This is a genomic window from Arthrobacter sp. LAR12-1-1.1 (assembly GCF_040676555.1).
Classification (GTDB): Bacteria; Actinomycetota; Actinomycetes; order Actinomycetales; family Micrococcaceae; genus Arthrobacter.
Map to the genome: position 1 here is coordinate 544976 of NZ_JBEGIG010000012.1, position 22494 is coordinate 567469.

The window sequence follows — 22494 nt, forward strand, 5'->3', positions numbered from 1 at the left end:
CGAGTCAGTACGGTGGGTACATGAGTCTTGCGGAGTCAGCTACATCAGAGCAAACCCCCTCCGAATCCTCGGCACCCGACGCTGCGGCACCGCCGGTGCAGGTTCTGCCGGCAAACCACCTGATGGACACGGTCCTTCCCGTGCGCCCGGCCCTGGTCGACCGCGGATCCGCGGCACGCGTGAAACCCGGAATGCTGGCGGAGCTGGTGGGTTCAGGCTCGGCGCAGGCCATGGTTCTCTCCGGCCGGCAGGCCCTCGTCAGCGACAGCAGCCTCGTTCTCCTGGACGCGGCAGAGCTCGCCGGGCACTTGGCGAACACCCCGTACGCTCCGGAACACGTGATCTACCTCGGTTCCGCCCTGGCAGGTTCGGACCTCGACGCCGGCACCGAACTCGTCCTGTTCGTCCTGCCGCTCCAGTTCGAAGTCCGGGCCGAGGAGTTCGAGGCCCACGTGGCCGGCATCCCCAGCGATGCGCAGTGGGCGGGTTTCCGCGAAGTCGCGGCACGCTTGAACGCCACGGACACGGCACTGTTCGTCGAGGCCAGTGCCATCGCCAACTGGCACGCCACCCACACGCATTGCCCCCGCTGCGGCACCCCCACGCAGCCGGAAGCCGGCGGCTGGGTCCGGCGCTGCCCGGCCGATAACTCCGAGCACTTCCCCCGGACGGATCCGGCCATCATCGTGACCGTGGTGGGTCCCGACGGGAGGCTGCTGCTGGGTGGAGGGGGCCCGCTCGACGCGCGGAACTACTCGACCCTCGCCGGCTTCGTAGAGCCGGGGGAGTCGCTTGAACAGGCGGTGCAGCGCGAGATCGGCGAGGAAGTCGGGGTCCGCGTCACCGCCTCCCAGTACCTCGGATCGCAGTCGTGGCCGTTCCCCGCCTCCCTGATGCTCGGTTTCACGGCCACCACACCGGACACCGAAGTCCGGCCCGACGGCGTCGAGGTCACCAGGGCGCGCTGGTTCAGCCGGAGCGAACTGCAGGACGCGGTCCTCAGCGGCGAGATCGTCATTTCCAGCAGGCTCTCCATCGCCCGGTCCCTCATCGAACACTGGTACGGCGGCGTCATTGAGGACGCCGCGGACAGCGCCTGACCCGGCCTGCCCCCATCCGCAGGACACCCACTACTGACTGAGCAGCAAAAGTGACCACAGAGAAATTGAATTTCAGCACTATCCCCGGCGGGGAGCCGTCCGGCGGCACCACACCCGGCGGTACCACACCCGGCGATGCCCTGTCCGAAGTTGCGAGGGAACCGGACTCCCGATCGCTGGAGGAACGGATCCTCGGCGGACTCGACGCCGAGCAGCGCGAGGTCGCCAGCACCCTCCAGGGGCCCATGTGCGTGCTGGCCGGAGCCGGCACCGGCAAAACCCGCGCCATCACGCACCGGATCGCCTACGGCGTGCACTCAGGGGTGTACAGCCCGCAACGGCTCCTGGCCGTCACCTTCACGGCCCGGGCTGCCGCCGAGATGCGCAGCCGGCTCCGTGACCTCGGAGTCGGCAACGTTCAGGCCCGCACCTTTCACGCCGCGGCGCTGCGCCAGTTGCAGTTCTTCTGGCCGCAGGCGGTCGGCGGCACTTTGCCCAACCTGCTGGACCACAAGGCACAGATGATCGCCGAGGCCGCCAGGCGGCTCCGGCTCAGCACGGACCGCGCCTCCATCCGCGATCTCGCCTCCGAAATCGAGTGGGCCAAGGTGTCCATGCTGACCCCGGCGAACTATCTGGAAAATGCCCAGGGCCGCGGCACTCCGGGCGGCTTCGACCTGACGGCCGTGGCGCGGGTCTTCCAGTCCTATGAGGACGTCAAAACCGACCGCAACGTCATCGACTTCGAGGACGTGCTGCTGATCACCGTAGGCATCCTGCAGGAGGACCCGAAAGTGGCGGCGACCGTCCGCGAACAGTACCGGCACTTCGTCGTCGACGAGTATCAGGACGTCTCGCCGCTGCAGCAGCGGCTCCTGGAGCTGTGGCTCGGCGGCCGCGACGAGCTCTGCGTCGTGGGCGACGCCAGCCAGACCATTTACTCTTTCACCGGCGCCTCCCCGAAGCACCTGCTTGGCTTCAAAGCCATGTATCCCGAGGCCCACGTCGTCAAGCTGATCCGGGATTACCGGTCCACGCCCCAGGTTGTCAGGCTCGCCAACGACCTCCTCGGGGGCCGGCGCAGCGGCGGCCCCGTGGCGGACGCCGCCTGGGCCACACCGCTGCAGCTCGTGGCGCAGCGGCCGGCAGGCCCGGCGCCGCGGTTCACCGAATGTTCGGATGACGAGGCGGAAGCCGCCACGGTCGCCGCGCGGATCCGCGAACTCCTCGACGCCGGAACACCGGCGAGCCAGGTCGCCGTACTCTTCCGCACCAACGGACAGTCTGAAGCCTACGAACAAGCGCTGGCCTCGGCAGGGATCGGGTACCAGCTGCGCGGAGGCGAGCGGTTCTTCGCGCGTAAGGAGGTCCGGGACGCCATCCTTCAGCTCCGGGCCGCCACCCGGGCAGTGGCCGAAACCGCCACGCCCGAGCCACTCGGGCAGCTTGTCCGCGACATCGTCGCCTCCCTGGGCTACACGGACGCGGCGCCGCACAGCGGGGGCGCGACCCGGGAGCGCTGGGAATCGCTGGCCGCCCTCGTGGCGCTGGCCGACGAACTCGTGATCACCAGGGGCCCGCAATTTTCACTCCCGGATTTCGTCAACGAGCTCCAGGAACGGTCTCTGGCCCAGCATGCACCGACCGTCCAGGGCGTCACCCTGGCATCCCTGCACGCCGCCAAGGGACTGGAATGGGACGCCGTGTTCCTGGTCGGGCTGAGCGAGGGACTCGTGCCGATCTCGTTCGCGGACACTCCGGAAGCGGTCGACGAGGAACGCCGGCTCCTGTACGTGGGCATCACCCGCGCCCGCGAACACCTGTTCCTGTCCTGGTCCACTGCCCGGACACCGGGCGGGCGGTCCAACCGGAAGCCCTCACGCTTCCTGGATGGCCTGCGCCCCGACTCGGTGGCCAGCTCCCAGCTGAGGGGCAAGGGGCCGGCGCCGCGCCGGAAGGCGGCCGTCCCGGCGTCGTGCCGGGTCTGCGGCAGCATGCTCTCCAGCGGCGCCGAGCGGAAGGTGGGGCGCTGCAACCAGTGCCCGCCCAGTTACGAGGAACAGACATTCGACGCGCTGAGGCAATGGCGGAAGGACGTGGCCCTCGAGGCGGACGTTCCGGCCTTTGTCGTGTTCACCGATGCCACCCTGACCGCCATCGCCGAGGCTCGCCCCGAATCGCTGGAACAGTTGGCCCAACTCGCCGGCGTGGGCCCGTCCAAACTGGAGAAGTACGGTGAGGCCGTCCTGACGGTCCTGGCCGAAAGCGCGGTTCAGTGATGTCCGGTGCAGGGGGTTCCGGTTCAGTGATGTCCGGTGCCGGGGGTTCCGGCGCGGTTCCGGCGGCCATACCGCTGACCACTGCCGACGGCGCCCCGGTGCTGGTGCGCCGGTCCGCCCGCCGACGACGCACGGTCGCCGCGTTCTGGGAAGACGGCACCGCCGTCGTCGCCATCCCCGCCTCCTTCAGCAGGGCCCAGGAACGGGAATGGGTTCACCGCATGCTTGAAAAACTGCGGCTCCAAGGGGCCCGGGGCGCGCGGGGTTCCGGCCGGCGGCGCCCCCGCAGTGATGCCGAGCTTGCCGCCCACGCCGCCGAGCTGTCGGCGAAGTACCTTGGCGGCAGGGCGGTGCCCTCCTCGGTCCGCTGGGTCACCAATCAGAATTCGCGCTGGGGTTCGGCGACACCGTCCGAAGGAACCATCCGGCTCTCGGCGAAGCTGCAGCCCATGCCGCAATGGGTAATCGACTATGTGCTGCTGCACGAACTCGCTCACCTCCTGGTGGCCGGCCACGATGCCGCATTCTGGCGGCTGCTGGCGGCATACCCGGAGACGGAGCGCGCCAAGGCCTTCCTGGACGGGGTCTCGTTCGCGACCTCGCGCGGCCTGGCGCCCGGCGGATACGACGAAGCCCCGGACGGAATCGAAATCCCGGCCGGGGCCCCTTAGCTTTCGGCTAGGCCTTCGGTTTGCCGCCGTCCTCCGGACGGTCCCCGTCGTTGGCCGGACGGTCGTCGTCGGCCGCCGGTTCCTGGCCGGACCCGGTGGGCTCCGCACCGTCGTCGGACTTAGCGGTGCCCCCGGTGTCGGTGCTCCCGGCGTCCGTGGCCTCGGTGCCCGCGGGTTCGTCAAAGCCTCCGCTGAGCAGCTTCTGCAGGGCGTCATCCACTTCGCTGTCGCTGGCCTCGGCGAGTTTCCGGCGTTCGCTGAAGCCCTGTGGATCTTCCAGGTCCTCTGCCGTGGGCAGCAGGTCGGGGTGCTGCCAAACGGCGTCGCGGCCCTCCACGCCACGCTCGTCCTTGAGCAAAGCCCAGAGCGCGGCGGCCTCGCGGAGCCGGCGCGGCCGCAGTTCGAGGCCCACCAAAGAGGAGAACGCGTGCTCCGCGGGACCGCCTGTGGCCCGGCGCCGCCGGACGGTTTCGCGCAACGCAGCGGCGGAGGGCAGCAGCTTCTCGGTCGCTCCCCAAGAAAGTTCGTCCACCCAGCCCTCCACCAGGGCAAGGGCCGTCTCCAGTTTTTCGAGGGCCTGCTCCTGGGCAGGTGTGCGCTGCGGCATGAAGACACCTTGCGAGAGCGCCTCCTGGATGCCCTCGGGGTTGCTGGGATCGATCTCCCGTGCGAGTTCTTCGATCTTGGACGTGTCGATGTGGATACCGCGGGCGTAGGCCTCGATCGCGCCGAGCAGATGCCCGCGCAGCCAGGGGACCTGGACGAAGAGGCGGGCGTGGGCCGCCTCGCGCACGGCGAGGAACAGGCGGATGTCGTTCTCCGGCAGGCTGAGGCCCTCACCGAACTTCGCCACGTTGGCCGGCAGGAGTGCCATTTCGAGGTCTGCCAGGGGCACACCGATGTCCGTCGAGCTGACCACCTCGGCCGAGAGTGCGCCGATCGCCTGGCCAAGCTGCATGCCGAAGATCGCCCCGCCCATGTTCTGGATCATCGAGGAGGCGCCGCCCATCATGGACTTCATTTCCTCGGGCATCTGCTCGGTCATGGCGGCGGAGAGCGCATTGGCAATGCTGTTGGCGACGGGCTCGGTCAGCCGCTTCCACGTGCCGAGGGTTTCCTCGACCCACTCGGCACGGGACCACGCCCGGCCGATCAGCCCCGTGGCCGGAAGCCCGGTGACCTGGTCGAGCCAGAGTTCGGCCAGCCGGAGGGCCTCATCGACCTCCCGCGACTGCTGGGCGGTGACCGAGGGATCGGATCCGCTCGCCGCAACCCGCCGGGCGTTCTCATGCGCCAGTTGCCAGTTCACGGGCCCCTCCGAGGGGGCGCTCATCATCGCCTGCACTTGGGAGAACATCTGGGCAAGGAGGTTTGGATCGTCCGGGAGGCCGGCGGCCTTGGCGAGTTCGGCGGGGTCGATATTGCCCATGCCCGCCCCGCCCATCAGGTTCTTGAGCATTTCGGCCAAGGGATCCTTGGGTTCCTCGTCGCCATTGGACGGATTGAGTGGGTTGGAGGTCATGATCCCGCCGATCGTCGGTGTGGCTGCTTCTCAACTTCACGGTACCCCTCGGCAAGAGCGGCTGTCTGCCGAAACCGCGCCACGTTCGCTGTAGGCAAAGAGCGGTCCGGGGTGCCAAGCGCGTAGGCTTGGAAGTTGGAATATTTGCACGCGGCAGCCTCGGGTTTGGCTGCGGCCCTGGTGCGTGGTCGCGGTGTCCTTTCAGGCTTGTCCTGCCGGGGCCGCCGGCCCTCGTGCCGGCACGGAGAGGTCGTTCAATGACAGTCACCCAAGGTGAGCAGCCCGCCAGCGACCCAGCGGCCGGCCCTGTCCGGGGCAGGAGGGCGCGGCTGGCCGGCATGGGCGTGCGGCGCAAGCGCAACAACCGGTCATCAGCCATGCTGGTCTCGGGGCTGCTGGCCGTTGCCCTGGGCATCACTGCGGTGAGCCTGCCGGTGCCCTACGTGATCGAGTCTCCCGGACCCACCTTCAACACAATCGGCCAGGACAACGGCAAACCGGTCATCAGCGTCAGCGGCCATGAGACGTTTCCCGCCAAAGGCAGCCTGGACCTCACCACGGTCTATGTCGACGGCGGTCCCAACGGTCCCGTCAGCGTCCTCGAGGCGTTTTCGGCATGGCTCAACGGGACCAAGGCCGTCTACCCGCAGGAGCTGCTGTTCCCGACCGGCGTCACCAAGGAGCAGTCCCAGCAGGAGAGCGCGACGGCGATGACCACCTCCCAGGAGAACGCCGTCGCCTCGGCACTGAAGGAACTGAATATTCCGTTCGGGCAGAAACTGCAGGTGGCCGGCCTCCCGGACGACTCCGCCTCGACGGGGCTGCTGCAGGCAGGGGACGTCCTGGTCTCCATCAATGACAAGCCCATCACGGCCCTCGGCGTCGTCCAGGCGGAACTGGCCGCCGGCAACGGCAAGCCCGTCAAGGTCATTGTGGAACGCGCCGGCGGCCGGGTGCCTGTCACCATCACTCCGGCCAAAAACAGCGCGGGCCGCTTCATCCTCGGCGTCTTGCTGCAGTACAAGTTCACCTTCCCGTTCAACGTCACCATCTCCCTCGACAAAGTCGGCGGCCCCAGCGCGGGCATGATGTTCGCGCTTGGCATCATTGACACCGTCACCCCGGGCGACCTGACCGGCGGCAAGCACGTCGCGGGAACCGGAACCATCACCCCGGACGGTGCCGTGGGACCCATCGGCGGGATCGCCCAGAAAATGCAGGGGGCGCGGTCCGGCGGGGCCACGTTGTTCCTGGCCCCGGCAGCCAACTGCGACGACGTCCTGGGCCACATCCCCGACGGCCTGCAGGTGGTCCGGGTGGAGAACCTCACCGAGGCCCGCAAAGCGGTTGAACTGGCCGCGTCAGGCGGCGACACATCGGGCCTTCCGGTCTGTTCCAGCAACTAGACTGACCGCGGAACTAAGCGCCCTCCCCACTCGTGGCACTAATGACGGCCGCCGCCGTCCCGCGGGGACCCTGCTGCAGGGCCCTGACGGAACGGCAGCGGCGGCCGTTAGAATGCATCAAACCCTGCAATACCGGCACTTAGCCGCCCGACTGAGTCACAGCAGCGACTAATAACTAAAAACCAGCAGTAGACGACCAGCTATGAGGTACCGAGTTTGTCCCGTCCCGCCAGCCCTGCCCCGCCCGGAAGACCCCAGACACGACGCGGCGCCCTGACGCCGACGCTCATCATCGTGGCCCTGATCGTGGTCGGATTCATCTTCTTTGCCAATGTCTGGACGGATGTCCTCTGGTACCAGCAGCTGGGCTTCTTCGAAGTGTTCATGACCGAGAACCTGGCCAGGATCGGGATTTTCATGACAGGTTTCGCCGTCATGTTTACCGCCGTCTTCTTCGCCATCCGGATTGCCTACCATGCGCGGCCGGTGTACGCTCCCGACTCGGAAATCCGGGACAACCTGAACCGCTACCAGGCCCAGCTCGAACCCGTGCGGCGCGTCGTGATGGTGGGCATTCCTATCCTCTTTGGCCTGTTCGCCGGCAGCGCCGCCGCCAGCCAGTGGCAGAAAGTGCTCCTGTTCTTCAACCAGGAGGCCTTCGGCCAGAACGATCCGCAGTTCGGCCTGGACATCAGCTTCTACCTCATGACCCTTCCGTTCCTCGGCTTCGTCACGGGGTTCCTCATCAGCGTCACGGTGGTCGCAGGCCTTGCCGGCATCCTTACGCACTACCTTTACGGCAGCATCCGGATCATGGAACGCGGAATCTTCACCAGCCGCGCCGCCCAGATCCACCTGGCTGTCACGGGCGCTGCCTTCCTGGTGCTGATGGGCGTCAACTTTTGGCTGGACCGCTATTCCACCGTGCAGAACAACGGCGGGCGCTGGGCCGGTGCGCTGTACACGGATGTGAACGCCGTCATTCCGACCAAGGCCATCCTGGCCGTGGCCGCGGCGATCGTGGCCGTGCTGTTCATCGTCGCCGCGGTGATCGGCAAGTGGCGTCTGCCGGTGATCGGCACCGCCATGCTCATCATCACGGCCATCCTCGCCGGCGGCGTCTACCCGTGGGTCATCCAGCAGTTCCAGGTCCGGCCCTCGGAGCAGACGCTGGAGAACGAATTCATCAAGCGGAACATCGCAATGACCCGCGCCGCCTACGGCCTGGACAAGGTTCAGGAGAAGCGGTACAACGCCACCACCGCAGCCACCTCCGGTGCGCTGGCCCCCGATGCGCAGACCACCGCCAACATCCGACTGCTCGATCCGAACCTGATCTCGGATGCGTTCTCGCAGCTTGAACAGTACCGGCCCTATTACCAGTTCCCCAGCGCCCTGAATGTGGACCGCTACGAGATCGACGGCAAAATCCAGGACACGGTCATCGCCGTCCGTGAACTCAACCCGGACGGGCTGGCGACGAACCAGCAGTCCTGGCTGAACCGGCACGTGGTCTACACGCACGGCTATGGCGTCGTCGCGGCCAAGGGCAACAAGTTCACCGTGGACGGCAAACCGGACTTCCTGCAGTCGGGCATCCCGTCCAACGGCGCGCTCGGCAACGACTCGACCTATCAGCCCCGCGTCTACTTCGGCCAGGACTCGCCCGACTACTCGATCGTGGGTGCCCCGGCCGGTGCCGCGCACCGCGAGCAGGACCGGCCGGCGGCCAAGGAAGGCGACGGCGAAACGCAGTACACCTTCACCGGCAACGGCGGCCCGAACGTCGGCAGCTTCTTCAACAAGATCCTCTACGCGATCAAGTTCCAGTCCTCGGACCTGCTGCTTTCCGACGGCGTGAACGCCGAGTCCCAGATCCTCTACGACCGCAACCCGCGGGACCGCGTCGAAAAGGTGGCGCCCTACCTGACCGTGGACGGCAATCCGTATCCCGCCGTCGTCGACGGCAGGGTGAAGTGGATCGTGGACGGGTACACCACGAGCCCGTACTTCCCGTACTCCCAGCAGGAGCAGCTCTCCGCGGCGACGGCCGACTCGCAGACCGCCGCGAATCGGACGGTAGCCCTGCCGAACAGTTCGGTGAACTACATCCGCAACTCGGTCAAGGCCACCGTGGACGCCTATGACGGCTCTGTGACGCTGTATGCCTGGGATGACCAGGACCCGGTACTGAAGTCCTGGCAGAAGGTCTTCCCCACGTCGGTGAAGCCCTATTCCGAGATGTCCGGTGCGCTCATGAGCCATGTGCGGTACCCGGAGGACCTGTTCAAGGTGCAGCGCGAACTTCTTGGCCGCTACCACGTGACCAACCCGGACAGCTTCTACACCAACATTGACGCCTGGTCCGTACCCAACGACCCCACCGTCAAGGACGAGGTCAAGCAGCCGCCGTACTACATGTCGCTGAAGATGCCCGACCAGGACAAGCCGGCGTTCCAGCTGACCTCGTCGTTCATCCCGCAGGTGGTCAACGGCAACGCCCGCAACGTGCTCTACGGCTTCCTGGCCGCGGACTCCGACGCCGGCAACCAGAAGGGCGTCAAGGCGGACAGCTACGGCCAGCTCAGGCTCCTGCAGATCCCGCCGGAGACCCAGGTCCCGGGCCCCGGCCAGGCACAGAACAAGTTCAACTCCGACCCCACCGTTTCGCAGGCACTGAACCTGCTGCGTCAGGGTGCGTCAGCGGTGCTCAACGGCAACCTGCTGACCTTGCCGGTCGGCGGCGGCATGGCGTATGTCCAGCCCGTGTATCTGCGGTCTACCGGTGAAACCTCCTACCCGACGCTGCAGCGCGTCCTCGTGGCGTTCGGCGACAAGATCGGGTTCGCGCCCACGCTGGACGAGGCACTGAACCAGCTGTTCGGCGGAAATTCGGGGGCCGCGGCAGGGGACTCGGCGAACAAGGGTCAAACGCCGGCCACGCCCACCACCCCTGGGGGTACACCGGCAGCGCCTGGCACCACCGACGCGAAGGCAGACCTGAAGGCCGCCCTGGACGAGGCCAACGCCGCGATCAAGGCCGGCCAGGAAGCCCTCGCAAAGGGTGACTTCGCGACCTATGGTGACCAGCAGAAGAAGCTGGCCGCCGCCTTGCAGAAGGCGCTCGAGGCCGAAGCGAAGCTGGAAACCCCGGCCGCCCCGGCGGGCACCGCCTCGCCGTCGGCCACACCGTCGGCCACTCCGTCAGCGACGGCCGGCAGCTAGCGCAGCGCTAGCGACCAACGACAGGCCGGGTTTGCCCTCTCCGGAGAGGCGAACCCGGCCTGTGGTGTAGACGGGCCGGCCGCGGTCTGCGCGGCTTTGGCCGCGGGGCTTCGGGCCCGGGCGGAAGCTCCGGCGGGCGGCGAGATACACATCACGTCACCTCGATTTGGCCTCAAGTTCACCGGCAGGTAGAGTTGATCTTGCGACGCGGGGTGGAGCAGTTCGGTAGCTCGCTGGGCTCATAACCCAGAGGTCACAGGTTCAAATCCTGTCCCCGCAACTGGAGAAAAGGTCCGGAACATTGGAAACAGTGTTCCGGACCTTTTGCTGTAAGCACTGACTAGGCACCGCGACCGCGACCCGGAACCCGCGCGACCGGACCCGACACAACCGGGGGCCGGAGGCGACCCGGACATCCTGGGACTGGGACTGGGGCAGGTTTGGGGTCGTGGTCAGGGCGGCCCGGAAACTAGGGTAGAGTTGATCAAGCGACGCGGGGTGGAGCAGTTCGGTAGCTCGCTGGGCTCATAACCCAGAGGTCACAGGTTCAAATCCTGTCCCCGCAACCAGGAAACACCAGCAGTACACAGAAAGGCCCGGATCTGATGATCCGGGCCTTTCTGTTTCCTCTGCGGGCGGCTACTTCGAGGGCGCCGCCCGGGCCGGTCTTACGGGCCCTCTTACGGGCGCTCAGCCGGCCGTCAGCCGTCCTGGAGCCGCTGATAGGTCGCCAGTGCGCGCGCCCGGGACTCGGCAAGGTCCACGATGGGTGCGGGGTAGCCGGGGGCGGCGCCGTTAGCTTTCCAGGGCTCGTGGACGGCTTTGTCGTCCAGCGCGGCGAGCTCGGGAATGTACCCGCGCAGATATCGCCCGGCGGCGTCGAACTTCTTGCTCTGCGTAACCGGGTTGAAGATCCGGAAATACGGCGAGGCGTCGGCCCCCGAGCCCGCGACCCACTGCCAGTTGGCCGGGTTGCTCGCGGCATCGGCATCCACCAGCGTGTCCCAGAACCAGGCCTCGCCCAGCCGCCAGTCGGCCAGCAGGTTCTTGACCAGGAAGGACGCGGCCGCCATCCGCACGCGGTTGTGCATCCAGCCCGTCTGCCAGAGCTGGCGCATGCCCGCGTCCACCATCGGGTAGCCGGTGCGGCCCTGCTGCCAGGCTTCCAGCTCGGCTCCGGCCGCCGGCTGCCACTCGAAGCGGTCGAACTCCGGCCGGTAATTCCGCGTCGCCAGGTCCGGATTCTCATAGAGCAGCTGCCAACAGAATTCCCGCCAGCCAAGTTCGGAACGGAAGATCCCGACGTCGGCCGGCGCTCCCGGCGCAAAGCTGTCCCGCAGTGTGTGCCAGATCCGGAAGGGGCTGATTTCGCCAAAACGCAGATGCGGAGAGAGCCGGCTGGTACCTTCGACGCCGGGGACGTCGCGGCCGGTGCCATATTCAGCCGCCGGCCCGTCCACGAAATCCGTGAGGCGGCTGTAGGCGCCAGCTTCTCCGGGGGTCCAGGTGGCAGCCAGCCCGGAGCTCCAATCGGGATCACGGGGGAGCAGGCCCCATACGTCGAGTGTTTCGCTTGCCGGCAGGCCGCCGCTGCGGGTGCGTGCCGGGGCCGGCAGCTGGTCCGGGGCCTCCAGAGGGTGCCGGGGCTCGGTGCCGGCCAGGCAGGCCTTCCAGAAGGGCGTGAAGACCTTGTAGGGGCCCCCGCTGCCGGTCCGCACGGTCCACGGCTCGAACATGAGGTTTGCCTGGAAGCTCGTGGCGTTCATGCCCGCGTCAGTGGCCCAGCTCTTCAGGCCGGCGTCGACGGCGCGTTCTGGCCCGCCGTAGCGGCGGTTCCACAGCAGGGTGTCGGCTGACGTCTCCACCGCGAGGTCCTGGATGATCCGGGCGGCCGGGCCGCGGCGGAGCACCAGCCGCGAGCCGGTGGCCTCCAGCGCGGCGGCGAGCCCGGCCAGGGAGTGGTGGAGCCACCACTTCACTGCTCCGCCCAGGGGCCGGACGCCGGGCGACTCCTCGTCCAGGATATAGACGACGGTCAGGGGTGTGCGCAGGGCGGCGGCTTCCGCCAGTGCCGGATTGTCATCCAGCCGGAGGTCGTCACGGAGCCAGACAAGGGTCGCAGACATGGATCCACGGTACACGCGCGGCCGCCGTCACGGCCGGCGGTGCGGTGCAAAAGGGCACAACAAAGGGCCGGGCTCCGGCGGGCGACCCTGAGGTGTCAGGCTCACCCGCCGTAGTCCGGCCCTGGGTCAGGAACGGCCGGCCGGTCAGAGCTTGTCGAAGTCGGCCTCGTCGACCGTGGAACCGGACTCGGTGCTCCGGTCCCCGGTGCCGATGGCGGCGGGGGAGCCGCCGGACTTCAGCGCTGCCAGCCGGGCTTCGATCTCGGTCTGCTCGCCCAGGTCTTCCAGCGAGTTGAACTGGGCGTCCAGGCTCGACTCGGCGAGTTCCTGCTGGCCGCGGACCTTGGCTTCCTCGCGGCGGATCTTCTGTTCGAAGCGGCCCACCTCGGAAGTGGGGTCCATGATGTTGATGCTCTTGAGGGCGTCGTGGACCTGGCTCTGGGCCGCTACGGTCTTGGACCGGGCCACCAGCTCATTGCGCTTGCTGGTCAGCTCGTTGAGCTTGCCCTTCATCTGGTCAAGCCCGTGCTTGAGCTTGTCCACCACCTCGGTCTGGGATGCGATGCTCGGCTCTGCGGCCCGGGCCTCGTTCTCAGAGCCCATCTGGCGCTGCAGTGCAATCTTGGCCAGGTTGTCGAACTTCTCCGCGTCTCCGACGTCGCCCTTGGCGCGGTATTCGTCGGCTTTGCGTGAGGCGGCGAGGGCCTTTTTGCCCCAGTCCTGGGCGTTGCGGACGTCCTCGTTGTAGTCGTCCTGGAGCATGCGCAGGTTGCCGATGGTCTGGGCCACGGCGGACTCGGCCTCCGCGATGTTGTTCGTGTAGTCGCGGACCATCTGGTCCAGCATTTTCTGCGGATCCTCGGCCTGGTCCAGCAACGAGTTGATGTTTGCCTTCGCCAGCTGCGCCATGCGGCCGAAAATGGACTGCTTAACCATGGTGTTACCTTTCGTCCTGCTCCGTTGTCTCACTGATTCCAGTGATCGATGGTGTATCGCATCTATTCGCTGTCCGGTCCGGCCGGCGCGTGGTCTGTACTCTTCCCGTCAGTGTTTCCCGTCCGGGGGCGGCCACAGCCTAGAAACTGCCGGAGTCGCCGCCGCCGAAGTCTCCGCCGCCGCCAAAGTCGCCGCCGCCACCCCAGCCGCCGCCGGAATCGTCGCCGCCCCAGCTGCCTCCGCCGCCGCCCCAGCCTCCGCCGCCTCCGCCGTGGAGGATCGAGTTGATGAGGATTCCACCGAGGATCGCGCCGCCGAGGCCGCCTCCGCCGCTGCCGCCGAACATCCCGCCACGGCCGTAGCCCTGGTTGGCGTAGCCGCCGAATTGGTCAACATCGGACTGGGCCAGCTGGGCGGCCTGCGCCGCCAGGGCGTGGGCCTGCTGCGCGTACTGCAGCGCAGTGACCGGGTCGGTGCGGGAGATCGAGAGCGCATAGTCCAGGTTCCGCTGTGCTTCGGCCAGGCGTGTGCGGGCATCGGTGCCCACGCCTCCGCGGCGGGCAGTGATGTAGTCCGACGTCGCGCTGATCTGGGCCTGGGCCGACATGATGCTCTGATGTAGCGAGGCCTGGGCGCGGCGGGCCTGTTCCTGCTGGTCGCGGATTCCGCCCAGGGACTGGTCCAGTGTCTGGTGCGCCGTTTCGACCCGCTCCAGGGTGGCGATGGGATCGATTTTTCCGCCCTGGATTTCCGCTTTGACCTGCGCCAGCGCCGCTTCGACGGCGGCCACCGGACCGGACAGCTCCGGATGGGCGCCGGACTGGAGCATCGCCTTGGCCTGCGCCAGGTCCTGGGCGGTGTCGACGACGGCGGATTCCAGGCCACTACGGGCCTCATCCAGGCTGCCGGCCACCTTGGTGATGGCCCCGATCAGCACGTTCGTCTGGTGCAGGCTTTCCTCGGCTGCCCGCACGGCCACCGCGGCAAGGCTGTTCTCGCCCGCGGCGAGCTTTTCCTGCGCCGCGGTTGAGGCGTTCTGCACGAATTCGAGGCGTTCCTTGGCCTGGTTGATGTTGTCCGCCACCTGGACCAGGGCGCTTTCGGCGTACTTGGCGCGCAGATCCGTCAGCGATTTTTCGGCGCTGGCAATCTTGGCCTCGGCTTCCGCGGCGCCGGCACCGACGGCGGCGAGGGCCTGCGGGGCGTTCTTCTCGAGCTCCCGGAGGGAATCGAAGTCCGCCTTCTGTTCCTGCAGCGAGGCCAGCGCGGCCTCGGCGCGGCGGATGATTTCGCCGAGCCAGCTCCGTTGCTGCTCCTCGGTGTCGGGAATGTGGTCGTCGAGCTGCTGCTGCAGCTTGAACGACTCCGTCATGTGGCCCTTGGCCTCCTGCAGCGCCTTCGTGAAATTACCCACCGCGGAATCGCCATACTGGGCCTGGGCGAATCCCAGTTCCTGCTCGCTGGACTTGATGGCGTCATCGGCCTCGATCAGCAGCGAATCGCTCTTACGGCGCAGTTCGGTCACGCTGAGACCCGCCAGCGGATCCGCCTGCGCACCTTGTGACCCCTTGGACGCTCCCGCACCCTGGCTGGCCTTCTTCCGGCGGTTGCGGAAGTACAGATAGGCTCCGCCTCCTGCCACGGCCACGACGCCGACCCCCACCAGTACGGCACTGCCCGCCCCGGCGTCGGACGGCACCGAGCCGCTGCCGCCGGACGCCGCGTCGCCCACCGCGGCAGCGGTGTCAATGGCCGCCTGCGCGAAGTCGCGCTTCCCGCCGGCCAGGTTCGGAACTATGGCGTTCTGGGTGATGTTCGACGTCTTGGAGTAGATCGCGCTGGCCGAGTTGGGGGAGAAGTAGTACTTCCCGTCGTCAGACATGGTGAGGATGACGTCGGCCTTGCCCATGCCCTTGTTCGTCGCGACAGCCTGGGCCCACGCCTTGGGGTCGGCCGGATTCTCAAACGTCTTTGCCGTGATGACATACAGGTTGTACTTGTGGTCCTTCAGGAGCTTCTGGATGGCGTCCTGAACTTCGGCCTTGCGGCCGCCGAGCACGTTCGCACTGTCCACGATGTTCTGCCCGGACGGAATGGTCACCGGATCTTCGGCCAGGGCTGGAGCGGCGGGGAGCGCCAGCAATCCAGCCACGCCAAGGACGGCGAGAAAACGATTCAACTTAGACCGCATGTGCAACCCTTCAGCACTTCTGGGACCGGTTCGGTCGAACCAGCCGTCACAGAATGCAGCAGCGCCCCCACGCAGATGTAAAGCCGCAGGTCGCTGTGGCATTTCCATTTGATTCTATGGTGCACCCAAATGGCAGTCCACCTAGGGGAATATGCCACCAGCGAAACGCGCTTAAACTGGGAAGCACGGGCCCGAAGGCAGCAATCCATCCGTTCAGGAACCTCCCAGTAAATGTCCGCTCTAGTGTCAGCCTGAGCGTCCATAGTTATAGGCAGACGAGGATGAAAGGAAGTCTCATGACTGAGAACCCAGTGCCGGGTGCGACACCGGAGCCGACACAACAGAACCAGGAACCGGGAGGACCCCAGGAGGGCTCGCCGGATCAGTCGCATGCCGGCCGCACGCCTGAGGCGGCGCCCGGAAGCCCGGCGCCCGGAAGCCCGGTGTCCGGAAGCCCGGCGCCCGGAAGCCCGACGCCCGAGAACCCGACCCTCCGCCTGGACCGCGCCGAGGACGGCGCGCCGCGGCCGGTCTACCAGCAGCAGCCCTCCGAGGCACAGCGCTCCGCCGCGGACACCCAGCAGTTCGGCGCCCCGGCCCAGCAAACCGGCCAGTACGGCGGGTTCTCCCAGGCCGGCCAGGGTCAGGGCCAGCCCACCCCGCCCGCCCACCCGCCCTACGGCCAGTCCCAGTCAGCCCAGTCCCAGCAAGCCCAGTCCCAGCAAGCCCAGCCCCCGTATGGCCAGGCCCCGTACGGCCAGTCCTCGTATGGCCAGTCCCAGTACGGTGCCCACTCCGGCGGCCAGCCGGCGTCGGGTCCGTCCTATGCTTCCGTCCCGGGCTTTGCGAACGACCCCGCGCACGCCCCGAAGCGCAAGGCGGCGTTCGGCGTCCCGACCCTTGTGGCCAGCATCGTGGCGGCCGGCCTGATCGGCGGCGGCGTGGTGGCCGGCAGTAACGCGCTGCTGTTGGACCGTTCCTCCACGGCGGCCTCGAGCAACACAACCCAGGCCGGTCCGGTGATCGTCAACAACAGGGAAGACGTCAACGCCATCACCGCCGCCGCACTCAAGGCGTCCCCCAGCGTGGTGACCATCAAGGCAACCAGCGGAAGTGACGGCGGTACCGGCAGCGGGATCATCCTGGACACCCAGGGCCACGTGCTGACCAACACCCACGTGGTCACCCTCGACGGCAAGGCTGCGAACGCCACGATGGAGGTCCGGACGAGCGACGGCAAGGTCTTCTCCGCGAAGATCGTCGGTACCGACCCGCTCTCGGACCTCGCCGTGATCAAGATCGACAACCCCTCGGGGCTGGTCCCGGCAACCCTCGGTGACTCGGGCAAACTGAACGTCGGCGACACCGCCGTCGCTATCGGTTCGCCGCTGGGACTCACCGGCACAGTCACGGACGGCATCGTCTCGACCCTGAACCGGACCATCAGCGTGGCATCCTCGGCTGCGCCGAAGGACGGTGCGGATAACTCCCAGGGCGGGGACCAGGGCTTCCAGTTCGCGCCTCCGGGCGGCGGCGAGACCCCGAGCACCGCGGATCAGGGATCCATCTCGATCAACGTCATCCAGACGGACGCGGCCATCAACCCGGGCAACTCCGGCGGCGCGCTGGTGAACACCAAGGGCGAAGTCATCGGCGTGAACGTCGCGATCGCCTCCGCCGGCGGCGACTCGGCCAGCGGCAGCAGCAGCGGCAACATCGGCGTGGGCTTCAGCATCCCCATCAACCACGCCAAGCGCGTGGCCCAGGAGATCATCAGCGGCGGAAAAGCCACACACGCGCAGTTCGGCGTCAGCGTGAAGCCCAAGGCCGCAGGCTCGTCCTCCTCCGGATTCTCGGTGGGCGCGGAGGTCGCGACCGTCGAGTCCGGCTCGGCCGCTGACAAGGCCGGCGTCAAGGTCGGCGACGTCGTGACGAAGTTCCAGAACCTGACCATCAGCGATCCCAACCAGCTGACCGCCGCAGTGCGGGAACAGCCCGCCGGAGCCACGGTCAAGGTGACGGTCCTGCGCGGCGGCCAGCTGAAGGACCTCGACGTGACCCTCGGGACTGCAACCGAGCAGTAAAAGCAGAGCAGTAGAAGCAGAGCAGCAGCAGGAAGGGCTGGGCGGCACCAAACGGTGCGGCCCGGCCTTTTCCGTGCCCGGCCGCATTCGTGCCCGGCCTCCGCTCACGGGGTGGCCCCTGTTGACGAGGACCCCCGGACGCGGCGGGGCGCTGACACAGACGTTAACCGTGGCCGCGCTGCCCGGCAGCTATATGGTTAGCTAGGAACAGCCCGGCTGCCGGGCGTTCCGTGGCCATGTCCCCGCAGGGGCGGCTATCCACCCGCATGGAAGGCTGCTGTAGACACAGTGGAAGAAACTCTGAAAATCATTGTGCTGGTCAAGCACGTGCCGGATGCGCAGTTCGACCGCCACCTCACCGGTGCGGCCAACACGGTGGACCGCTCCGAGAGCATCCTGTCCGAACTGGACGAATACGCCCTGGAGGCGGCGCTGCAGCTGAGCGAGGCCCGCGGCGGCGAAGCGGCCGGCAACAAGGTCATCGCCCTGAGCATGGGGCCGGCCGGGGCCGTCAACGCGGTGAAGAAATCCCTCCAGATCGGCGCCTCTGAAGGCGTGCACCTCAGCGACGAGGCCCTTGCCGGTTCCGACGCCGCGGCCACGTCGCTGGCGCTGGCCGCCGCGATCCGCCACCTGGGCGCGGACGCCCCCGCAGACCTCATCCTCACCGGCATGGCCTCCACGGACGGCGAGACCTCGCTGGTGCCGGCACAGCTCGCTGAGCGGCTGGGGCTCCCGCAGGTAACTTTCGCCGCGTCCCTGGAGCTCGACGCCGGCAAGCTCACCGCCCGGCGCGACGGCGACACCCACGCGGACACCATCGAGGCCGACCTGCCGGCCGTCGTTTCGGTCACCGACCAGATCAATGATCCCCGCTACCCGAACTTCAAGGGCATCATGGCGGCGAAGAAGAAAACCATCACCACGTTGAGCCTGGCCGACATCGGCGTCGACGCGGCCCAGGTGGGCAAGTCCGGTTCCTGGACCGCCGTCGAGACCGCAGAGGTCCGTCCGCCGCGCACGGCCGGCACCATCATCACCGACGAAGGCGACGCCGGCATCCAGCTGGTCGAGTTCCTGGCCGCCCAGAAGCTGCTCTAAAGGGGATTATCCGAACATGGCAAAAGTACTCGTTTTCATCGACAACCCCGGCCGGGCGCTGAAGAAGTCGAGCCTGGAACTGCTCACGATCGCCCGCTCCCTCGGCGAACCGGCCGTCGCCTTCAATGGCGAACTGCACGATGATGCCGCTGCGGCCCTTGCTGAGTACGGCGTCCAGGCACTCTACCGCCCGTCCGCGGCCGACCTCGACGACTATCTTGTGGGCCCCAAGGCCTCCTACCTCGCCGCCGCGGTCCAGGCTTCCGGTGCCACCGTGGTCCTGACCGAAAACTCGGCCGAGGGCAAAGAAATCGCCGCCCGGCTCAGCATCAAGCTCGGCGCCGGTGTCATCACCGACGTCGTGGCCGTGGACCCCGACGGAACGGCCCACAAGTCCGTGCTGGCTGGTTCGTACACCACAACGGCCAAGGCCACGACGCCCGTGGCCGTTCTCACTGTCAAAGCCAACAGCATCACTCCCGAGCCTGCCGTCTCCGGTACGGCACCGGAGACTGTCACGATTGAGGTCCCGGAGACGGCCACCGCCGCCTCCGCACGCATCACCGCACGCAACGAAAAGCCCGCCAGCGGTCGCCCCGACCTGACCGAGGCGCGGATCGTCGTGGCCGGCGGCCGTGGCGTGGACGGCAACTTTGGTCCGCTGGAAGAACTCGCCGACGCCCTGGGCGCGGCCATCGGCGCCTCGCGGGCCGCCACGGACGCGGGCTGGATCGGGCATGACGCGCAGGTCGGCCAGACCGGCAAGACCGTCTCGCCGCAGCTCTACATCTCCGCGGGCATTTCCGGAGCCATCCAGCAGAAGGCCGGCATGCAGACCGCCAAGGTGATCGTGGCCGTGAACAAGGACGCCGAATCGCCGGTTTTCGAGATCGCGGACTTCGGCGTTGTCGGCGACCTCTTCCAGGTTCTGCCGCAGGCAACCGCGGAAATCAAGAAGCGCAAAGGCTGACAGCGTGAGCACCAACGCCGTTCCGGCGCAAAGCCCGTTCGACCCGGAGACCTCCCGGATCGAGCGGGTGCTTTGTTTCACCGCCCACCCCGACGACATCGATTTCGGCGCCGCCGGCACAGTGGCCGCATGGACCGCCGCAGGAGTCCAGGTGAGCTACTGCATCATGACCGACGGCGACGCCGGCGGCTTTGATCCCGCGCAGCGCGAAGAAATCGTGCGGCTGCGCGTTGCGGAGCAGCAGCGCGCCGCCGCGCTGGTCGGCGTCACGGACATCCACTACCTGCACCAGCGTGACGGCTACCTCGAACCCTCGCATGAGGTGATGCGCGAGGTGGTGCGCCTGATCCGGCAGCTCCGGCCCGACGTCGTGGTGTCCATGCATCCGGAACGGAACTGGAACAGGATCCAGAAGAGCCACCCGGATCACCTGGCCGTGGGGGAGGCCGTGACCCGTGCCGTGTATCCCGCGCTGGAAAACCCGTTCGCGTACCCGGAACTGGCCGAGTCCGGTCTGGAGGCCTACAAATTGCCCTGGTTGTGGCTCTTCGCCGGGCCGGAAGAGCGCGAGAACCACTTCGTGGACGTCACCGGGCACGTGGACAGCAAGCTTGCCGCCATCCACATCCACGTCAGCCAGCATCCCGACGTCGACGCCATGGAGCGCACGGTCCGCGGCCTCATGCTCGGCACCGGGGCCCGCGCCGGACTTCCCGCCGGACGCAGTGCCGAGGCCTTCCATGTCGTAACAGTCAACGGCCAGGGGACCATCGCCGGCTTCTAGTGTTGCCGCAGCACAACCTCTGCCATAAGCTGGCCTCTGTTTAAATCATATTTAATTGATGGAAGGCAGACTTTGATGGCGAAGACTGCGCAACACCCCGTTCTTGTGATCATGGGCGTCTCCGGATCCGGCAAATCAACTGTCGCGGGACTCCTGGCCGGCAGGCTGGGCTGGGACCTTGCCGAGGGCGACGACCTCCACCCCGAATCAAACGTGGCAAAGATGCACGCAGGACAGCCGCTGACCGACGAGGACCGGTGGCCCTGGCTCGAAAGCATTGCCGACTGGATCCGGTCCCGCACCGAAGCCGGGAATCCCGGCGTCGTAACCTGTTCGGCGCTGAAGAAGCGCTACCGGGACATTCTGCGCGGCGAAGGGGTGGTCTTCGTGTTCCTCGAGGGATCACGGGACAAGATCTCCGACCGGCTGGCCTCCCGTCACGGGCACTTCATGCCCCCGGCCCTGCTGGAGTCCCAGTTCGACGCGCTCGAAGCGCCCACAGCGGACGAAAACTTCATTTCCCTGTCCGTCTCCGCAACGCCGGCGGAAGAAGCGCAGGAAATCATCACCCGACTTAATCTCGACGCTGCCGACGCCAGGCCCTGAGCCTTCCCGCGTTCCGCCGCCACCAAGGAATTTTTTGTGAAATCACTGATAGCAACGCAGCTTCCGGCTGCCGTTGAGGCCGGGTCCGGCATCAACACCCAATTACTCATCATCGCGGGCCTGGGCATCGCCCTGCTCGTGGTGCTGATCGCCAAATTCAAGTTCCACCCCTTCCTGGCCCTGATTCTGGGGTCCGGATTCGTCGGCCTTGCCGCAGGCGTGGAACCGGCCAAGGTGATCATCAACTTCGAAGACGGTGTGGGCGGCGTCCTGAAGGAAGTGGGCCTGCTGGTTGCGCTCGGCGCGATGCTGGGCAAGCTGCTCGCCGACTCCGGCGGCGCCAACCGGGTGGTCGACACTCTTCTGGCCAAGGCCACCGGAAACAAGCTGGTCTGGTCCATCACGCTCGTCGCCGTGATCATCGGCCTGCCGATGTTCTTCGAGATCGGGCTCGTCCTGCTGCTGCCGGTGATCGTCCTGGTCACGCAGCGCTCGAAGATGCCGCTGATGCGCATCGCGATCCCGGCGCTGGCCGGCCTGTCCGTGCTGCACGGCCTGGTGCCGCCGCACCCGGGACCGCTCATCGCGATCAGCGCCGTCAAGGCGGAACTGGGCACCACCCTGGCCCTCGGCATCCTTGTCGCCATCCCCACGGTGATCATCTGCGGCCCGCTCTTCTCCCGCCTGGCAGCCCGGTGGGTGCCCGTGGGCGCCCCCGCCGTCGCCGGCGGCGTCGACACCGTGCACGGCGCGGACACGGAGGGCGTCAAGCGCCCGCCGAGCTTTATCGTGACGCTGTCGACCATCCTCTTCCCGGTGGTGCTCATGCTGCTCAGGGCTGTCGTGGACATCATCTGGCCCGATCCCAAGACCGCCCCGGCCATCCGGATGTTCTTCGACTTCGTCGGGCAGCCGCTGGTGGCGATGACCCTGGCCGTCCTGCTGGCCATGGTGACCTTTGGCTACGCCGTGGGCCTGAACGGCGCCAAGATTACGAGCAAGATTGCTGCCAGCCTGGGCCCGATCGCGGGGATCATCCTGATCGTCGGCGCGGGCGGCGGCTTCAAGCAGACGCTGATTGGCGCTGGCGTGGGTGACTCCGTGAAGGCCTGGGCCGAGGGGACCAACATGTCCGTCCTGCTGCTCGGCTTCATCGTGGCCGTTGCCCTGCGCCTGGCGACAGGCTCCGCCACCGTCGCGACCGTGACGGCCGCCGGCATCGTGGCGCCGCTCGCCAGTTCGCTGACGCCGACGCACGCCGCCCTGCTGGCCCTCGCGATCGGCGCCGGCTCGCTGTTCTTCTCGCACGTGAACGACGCCGGGTTCTGGCTCGTCAAGGAGCTGTTCGGACTCACGGTGGGCCAGACGTTCAAGACCTGGTCGGTCATGGAAACGTTGATCTCCGTGGTGAGCTTCGGCCTGGTCATGCTGCTCTCGCTGGTCATTTAGCCGGGTCACGAAGTCAGCCGGACAAGCCGTTAGCGCGCCAACGC

Annotated in this window: 15 protein-coding genes and 2 tRNA genes; 13 read left to right on the forward strand and 4 right to left on the reverse strand. The window is 67.4% G+C overall.

What is annotated here, in order from left to right; genetic code table 11:
* Nucleotides 1-20 precede the first annotated feature (20 nt).
* From nudC to MRBLAR12_RS10620, 3 genes are all read left to right on the forward strand, one after another.
* Entirely contained in the window at nt 21-1100 is a 1080-nt protein-coding gene (gene nudC / locus MRBLAR12_RS10610) for an NAD(+) diphosphatase (RefSeq protein ID WP_414645493.1), read from the forward strand.
* A gap of 140 nt (nt 1101-1240) precedes the next feature.
* Nucleotides 1241-3379 carry an ATP-dependent DNA helicase UvrD2 gene (locus tag MRBLAR12_RS10615; protein ID WP_364746008.1) on the forward strand — a complete coding sequence of 713 codons (2139 nt, stop codon included), beginning with the start codon at nt 1241-1243 and terminating at the stop codon, nt 3377-3379.
* Between the two features lie 29 nt (nt 3380-3408).
* The gene (locus MRBLAR12_RS10620; RefSeq protein ID WP_229994147.1) at nt 3409-4050 is read left to right on the forward strand and encodes a M48 family metallopeptidase; all 642 of its coding nucleotides are present in this window, start codon (nt 3409-3411) and stop codon (nt 4048-4050) included.
* 7 nt (nt 4051-4057) lie between these two features.
* On the opposite strand, the gene MRBLAR12_RS10625 is transcribed toward MRBLAR12_RS10620, so the two are convergent.
* The gene (locus tag MRBLAR12_RS10625) at nt 4058-5572 is read right to left on the reverse strand and encodes a zinc-dependent metalloprotease (RefSeq protein ID WP_364745797.1); all 1515 of its coding nucleotides are present in this window, start codon (nt 5570-5572) and stop codon (nt 4058-4060) included.
* A gap of 257 nt (nt 5573-5829) precedes the next feature.
* On the opposite strand from MRBLAR12_RS10625, the gene MRBLAR12_RS10630 reads away from it, so the two are divergent.
* From MRBLAR12_RS10630 to MRBLAR12_RS10645, 4 genes are all read left to right on the forward strand, one after another.
* Nucleotides 5830-6978 carry a YlbL family protein gene (locus MRBLAR12_RS10630; protein WP_229995989.1) on the forward strand — a complete coding sequence of 383 codons (1149 nt, stop codon included), beginning with the start codon at nt 5830-5832 and terminating at the stop codon, nt 6976-6978.
* 216 nt (nt 6979-7194) lie between these two features.
* Nucleotides 7195-10203, forward strand: a complete 3009-nt coding sequence (locus MRBLAR12_RS10635; protein WP_364745800.1) for a UPF0182 family protein — start codon at nt 7195-7197, stop codon at nt 10201-10203.
* A gap of 206 nt (nt 10204-10409) precedes the next feature.
* Nucleotides 10410-10483 (forward strand) — tRNA-Met (locus tag MRBLAR12_RS10640).
* A 212-nt stretch (nt 10484-10695) separates the two neighbouring features.
* Nucleotides 10696-10772, forward strand: a tRNA-Met gene (locus MRBLAR12_RS10645).
* Between the two features lie 132 nt (nt 10773-10904).
* On the opposite strand, the gene MRBLAR12_RS10650 is transcribed toward MRBLAR12_RS10645, so the two are convergent.
* The 3 genes from MRBLAR12_RS10650 to MRBLAR12_RS10660 form a co-directional block, all read right to left on the reverse strand.
* Nucleotides 10905-12329: a cryptochrome/photolyase family protein gene (locus tag MRBLAR12_RS10650; protein WP_229995991.1), complete on the reverse strand. Its 1425-nt coding sequence runs from the start codon at nt 12327-12329 to the stop codon at nt 10905-10907.
* A gap of 144 nt (nt 12330-12473) precedes the next feature.
* The gene (locus tag MRBLAR12_RS10655) at nt 12474-13265 is read right to left on the reverse strand and encodes a PspA/IM30 family protein (protein ID WP_229995992.1); all 792 of its coding nucleotides are present in this window, start codon (nt 13263-13265) and stop codon (nt 12474-12476) included.
* A 139-nt stretch (nt 13266-13404) separates the two neighbouring features.
* Nucleotides 13405-15456 carry a TPM domain-containing protein gene (locus MRBLAR12_RS10660; RefSeq protein WP_364745803.1) on the reverse strand — a complete coding sequence of 684 codons (2052 nt, stop codon included), beginning with the start codon at nt 15454-15456 and terminating at the stop codon, nt 13405-13407.
* 296 nt (nt 15457-15752) lie between these two features.
* Between MRBLAR12_RS10660 and MRBLAR12_RS10665 the strand changes: the two genes are divergently transcribed.
* The 6 genes from MRBLAR12_RS10665 (at nt 15753) to MRBLAR12_RS10690 (ending at nt 22450) form a co-directional block, all read left to right on the forward strand.
* On the forward strand, nt 15753-17540 hold the full coding sequence (locus tag MRBLAR12_RS10665; protein WP_364745805.1) for a S1C family serine protease: 1788 nt from the start codon (nt 15753-15755) through the stop codon (nt 17538-17540).
* Nucleotides 17541-17840: 300 nt separating this feature from the next.
* A complete protein-coding gene (locus MRBLAR12_RS10670; RefSeq protein WP_229993195.1) occupies nt 17841-18641 on the forward strand; it encodes an electron transfer flavoprotein subunit beta/FixA family protein in 801 nt (266 codons plus the stop codon).
* 16 nt (nt 18642-18657) lie between these two features.
* Nucleotides 18658-19611: an electron transfer flavoprotein subunit alpha/FixB family protein gene (locus MRBLAR12_RS10675; protein WP_229993192.1), complete on the forward strand. Its 954-nt coding sequence runs from the start codon at nt 18658-18660 to the stop codon at nt 19609-19611.
* 4 nt (nt 19612-19615) lie between these two features.
* The gene (locus tag MRBLAR12_RS10680) at nt 19616-20395 is read left to right on the forward strand and encodes a PIG-L deacetylase family protein (RefSeq protein WP_229993191.1); all 780 of its coding nucleotides are present in this window, start codon (nt 19616-19618) and stop codon (nt 20393-20395) included.
* Nucleotides 20396-20470: 75 nt separating this feature from the next.
* Complete coding sequence (locus tag MRBLAR12_RS10685) at nt 20471-21001, forward strand: gluconokinase (RefSeq protein WP_229993190.1); 531 nt, start codon at nt 20471-20473, stop codon at nt 20999-21001.
* A 45-nt stretch (nt 21002-21046) separates the two neighbouring features.
* Nucleotides 21047-22450: a gluconate:H+ symporter gene (locus MRBLAR12_RS10690; RefSeq protein ID WP_229993194.1), complete on the forward strand. Its 1404-nt coding sequence runs from the start codon at nt 21047-21049 to the stop codon at nt 22448-22450.
* Nucleotides 22451-22494: the final 44 nt, after the last annotated feature.

What these genes read in the sequence shown, in the direction of transcription:
- nudC (WP_414645493.1), top strand. Translation starts at nt 21, where the DNA reads ATGAGTCTTGCGGAGTCAGCTACATCAGAGCAAACCCCCTCCGAATCC.
- MRBLAR12_RS10620 (WP_229994147.1), top strand. Translation starts at nt 3,409, where the DNA reads ATGTCCGGTGCCGGGGGTTCCGGCGCGGTTCCGGCGGCCATACCGCTG.
- MRBLAR12_RS10625 (WP_364745797.1), bottom strand. Translation starts at nt 5,572, where the DNA reads ATGACCTCCAACCCACTCAATCCGTCCAATGGCGACGAGGAACCCAAG.
- MRBLAR12_RS10630 (WP_229995989.1), top strand. Translation starts at nt 5,830, where the DNA reads ATGACAGTCACCCAAGGTGAGCAGCCCGCCAGCGACCCAGCGGCCGGC.
- MRBLAR12_RS10650 (WP_229995991.1), bottom strand. Translation starts at nt 12,329, where the DNA reads ATGTCTGCGACCCTTGTCTGGCTCCGTGACGACCTCCGGCTGGATGAC.
- MRBLAR12_RS10655 (WP_229995992.1), bottom strand. Translation starts at nt 13,265, where the DNA reads ATGGTTAAGCAGTCCATTTTCGGCCGCATGGCGCAGCTGGCGAAGGCA.
- MRBLAR12_RS10660 (WP_364745803.1), bottom strand. Translation starts at nt 15,456, where the DNA reads ATGCGGTCTAAGTTGAATCGTTTTCTCGCCGTCCTTGGCGTGGCTGGA.
- MRBLAR12_RS10665 (WP_364745805.1), top strand. Translation starts at nt 15,753, where the DNA reads ATGACTGAGAACCCAGTGCCGGGTGCGACACCGGAGCCGACACAACAG.
- MRBLAR12_RS10675 (WP_229993192.1), top strand. Translation starts at nt 18,658, where the DNA reads ATGGCAAAAGTACTCGTTTTCATCGACAACCCCGGCCGGGCGCTGAAG.
- MRBLAR12_RS10685 (WP_229993190.1), top strand. Translation starts at nt 20,471, where the DNA reads ATGGCGAAGACTGCGCAACACCCCGTTCTTGTGATCATGGGCGTCTCC.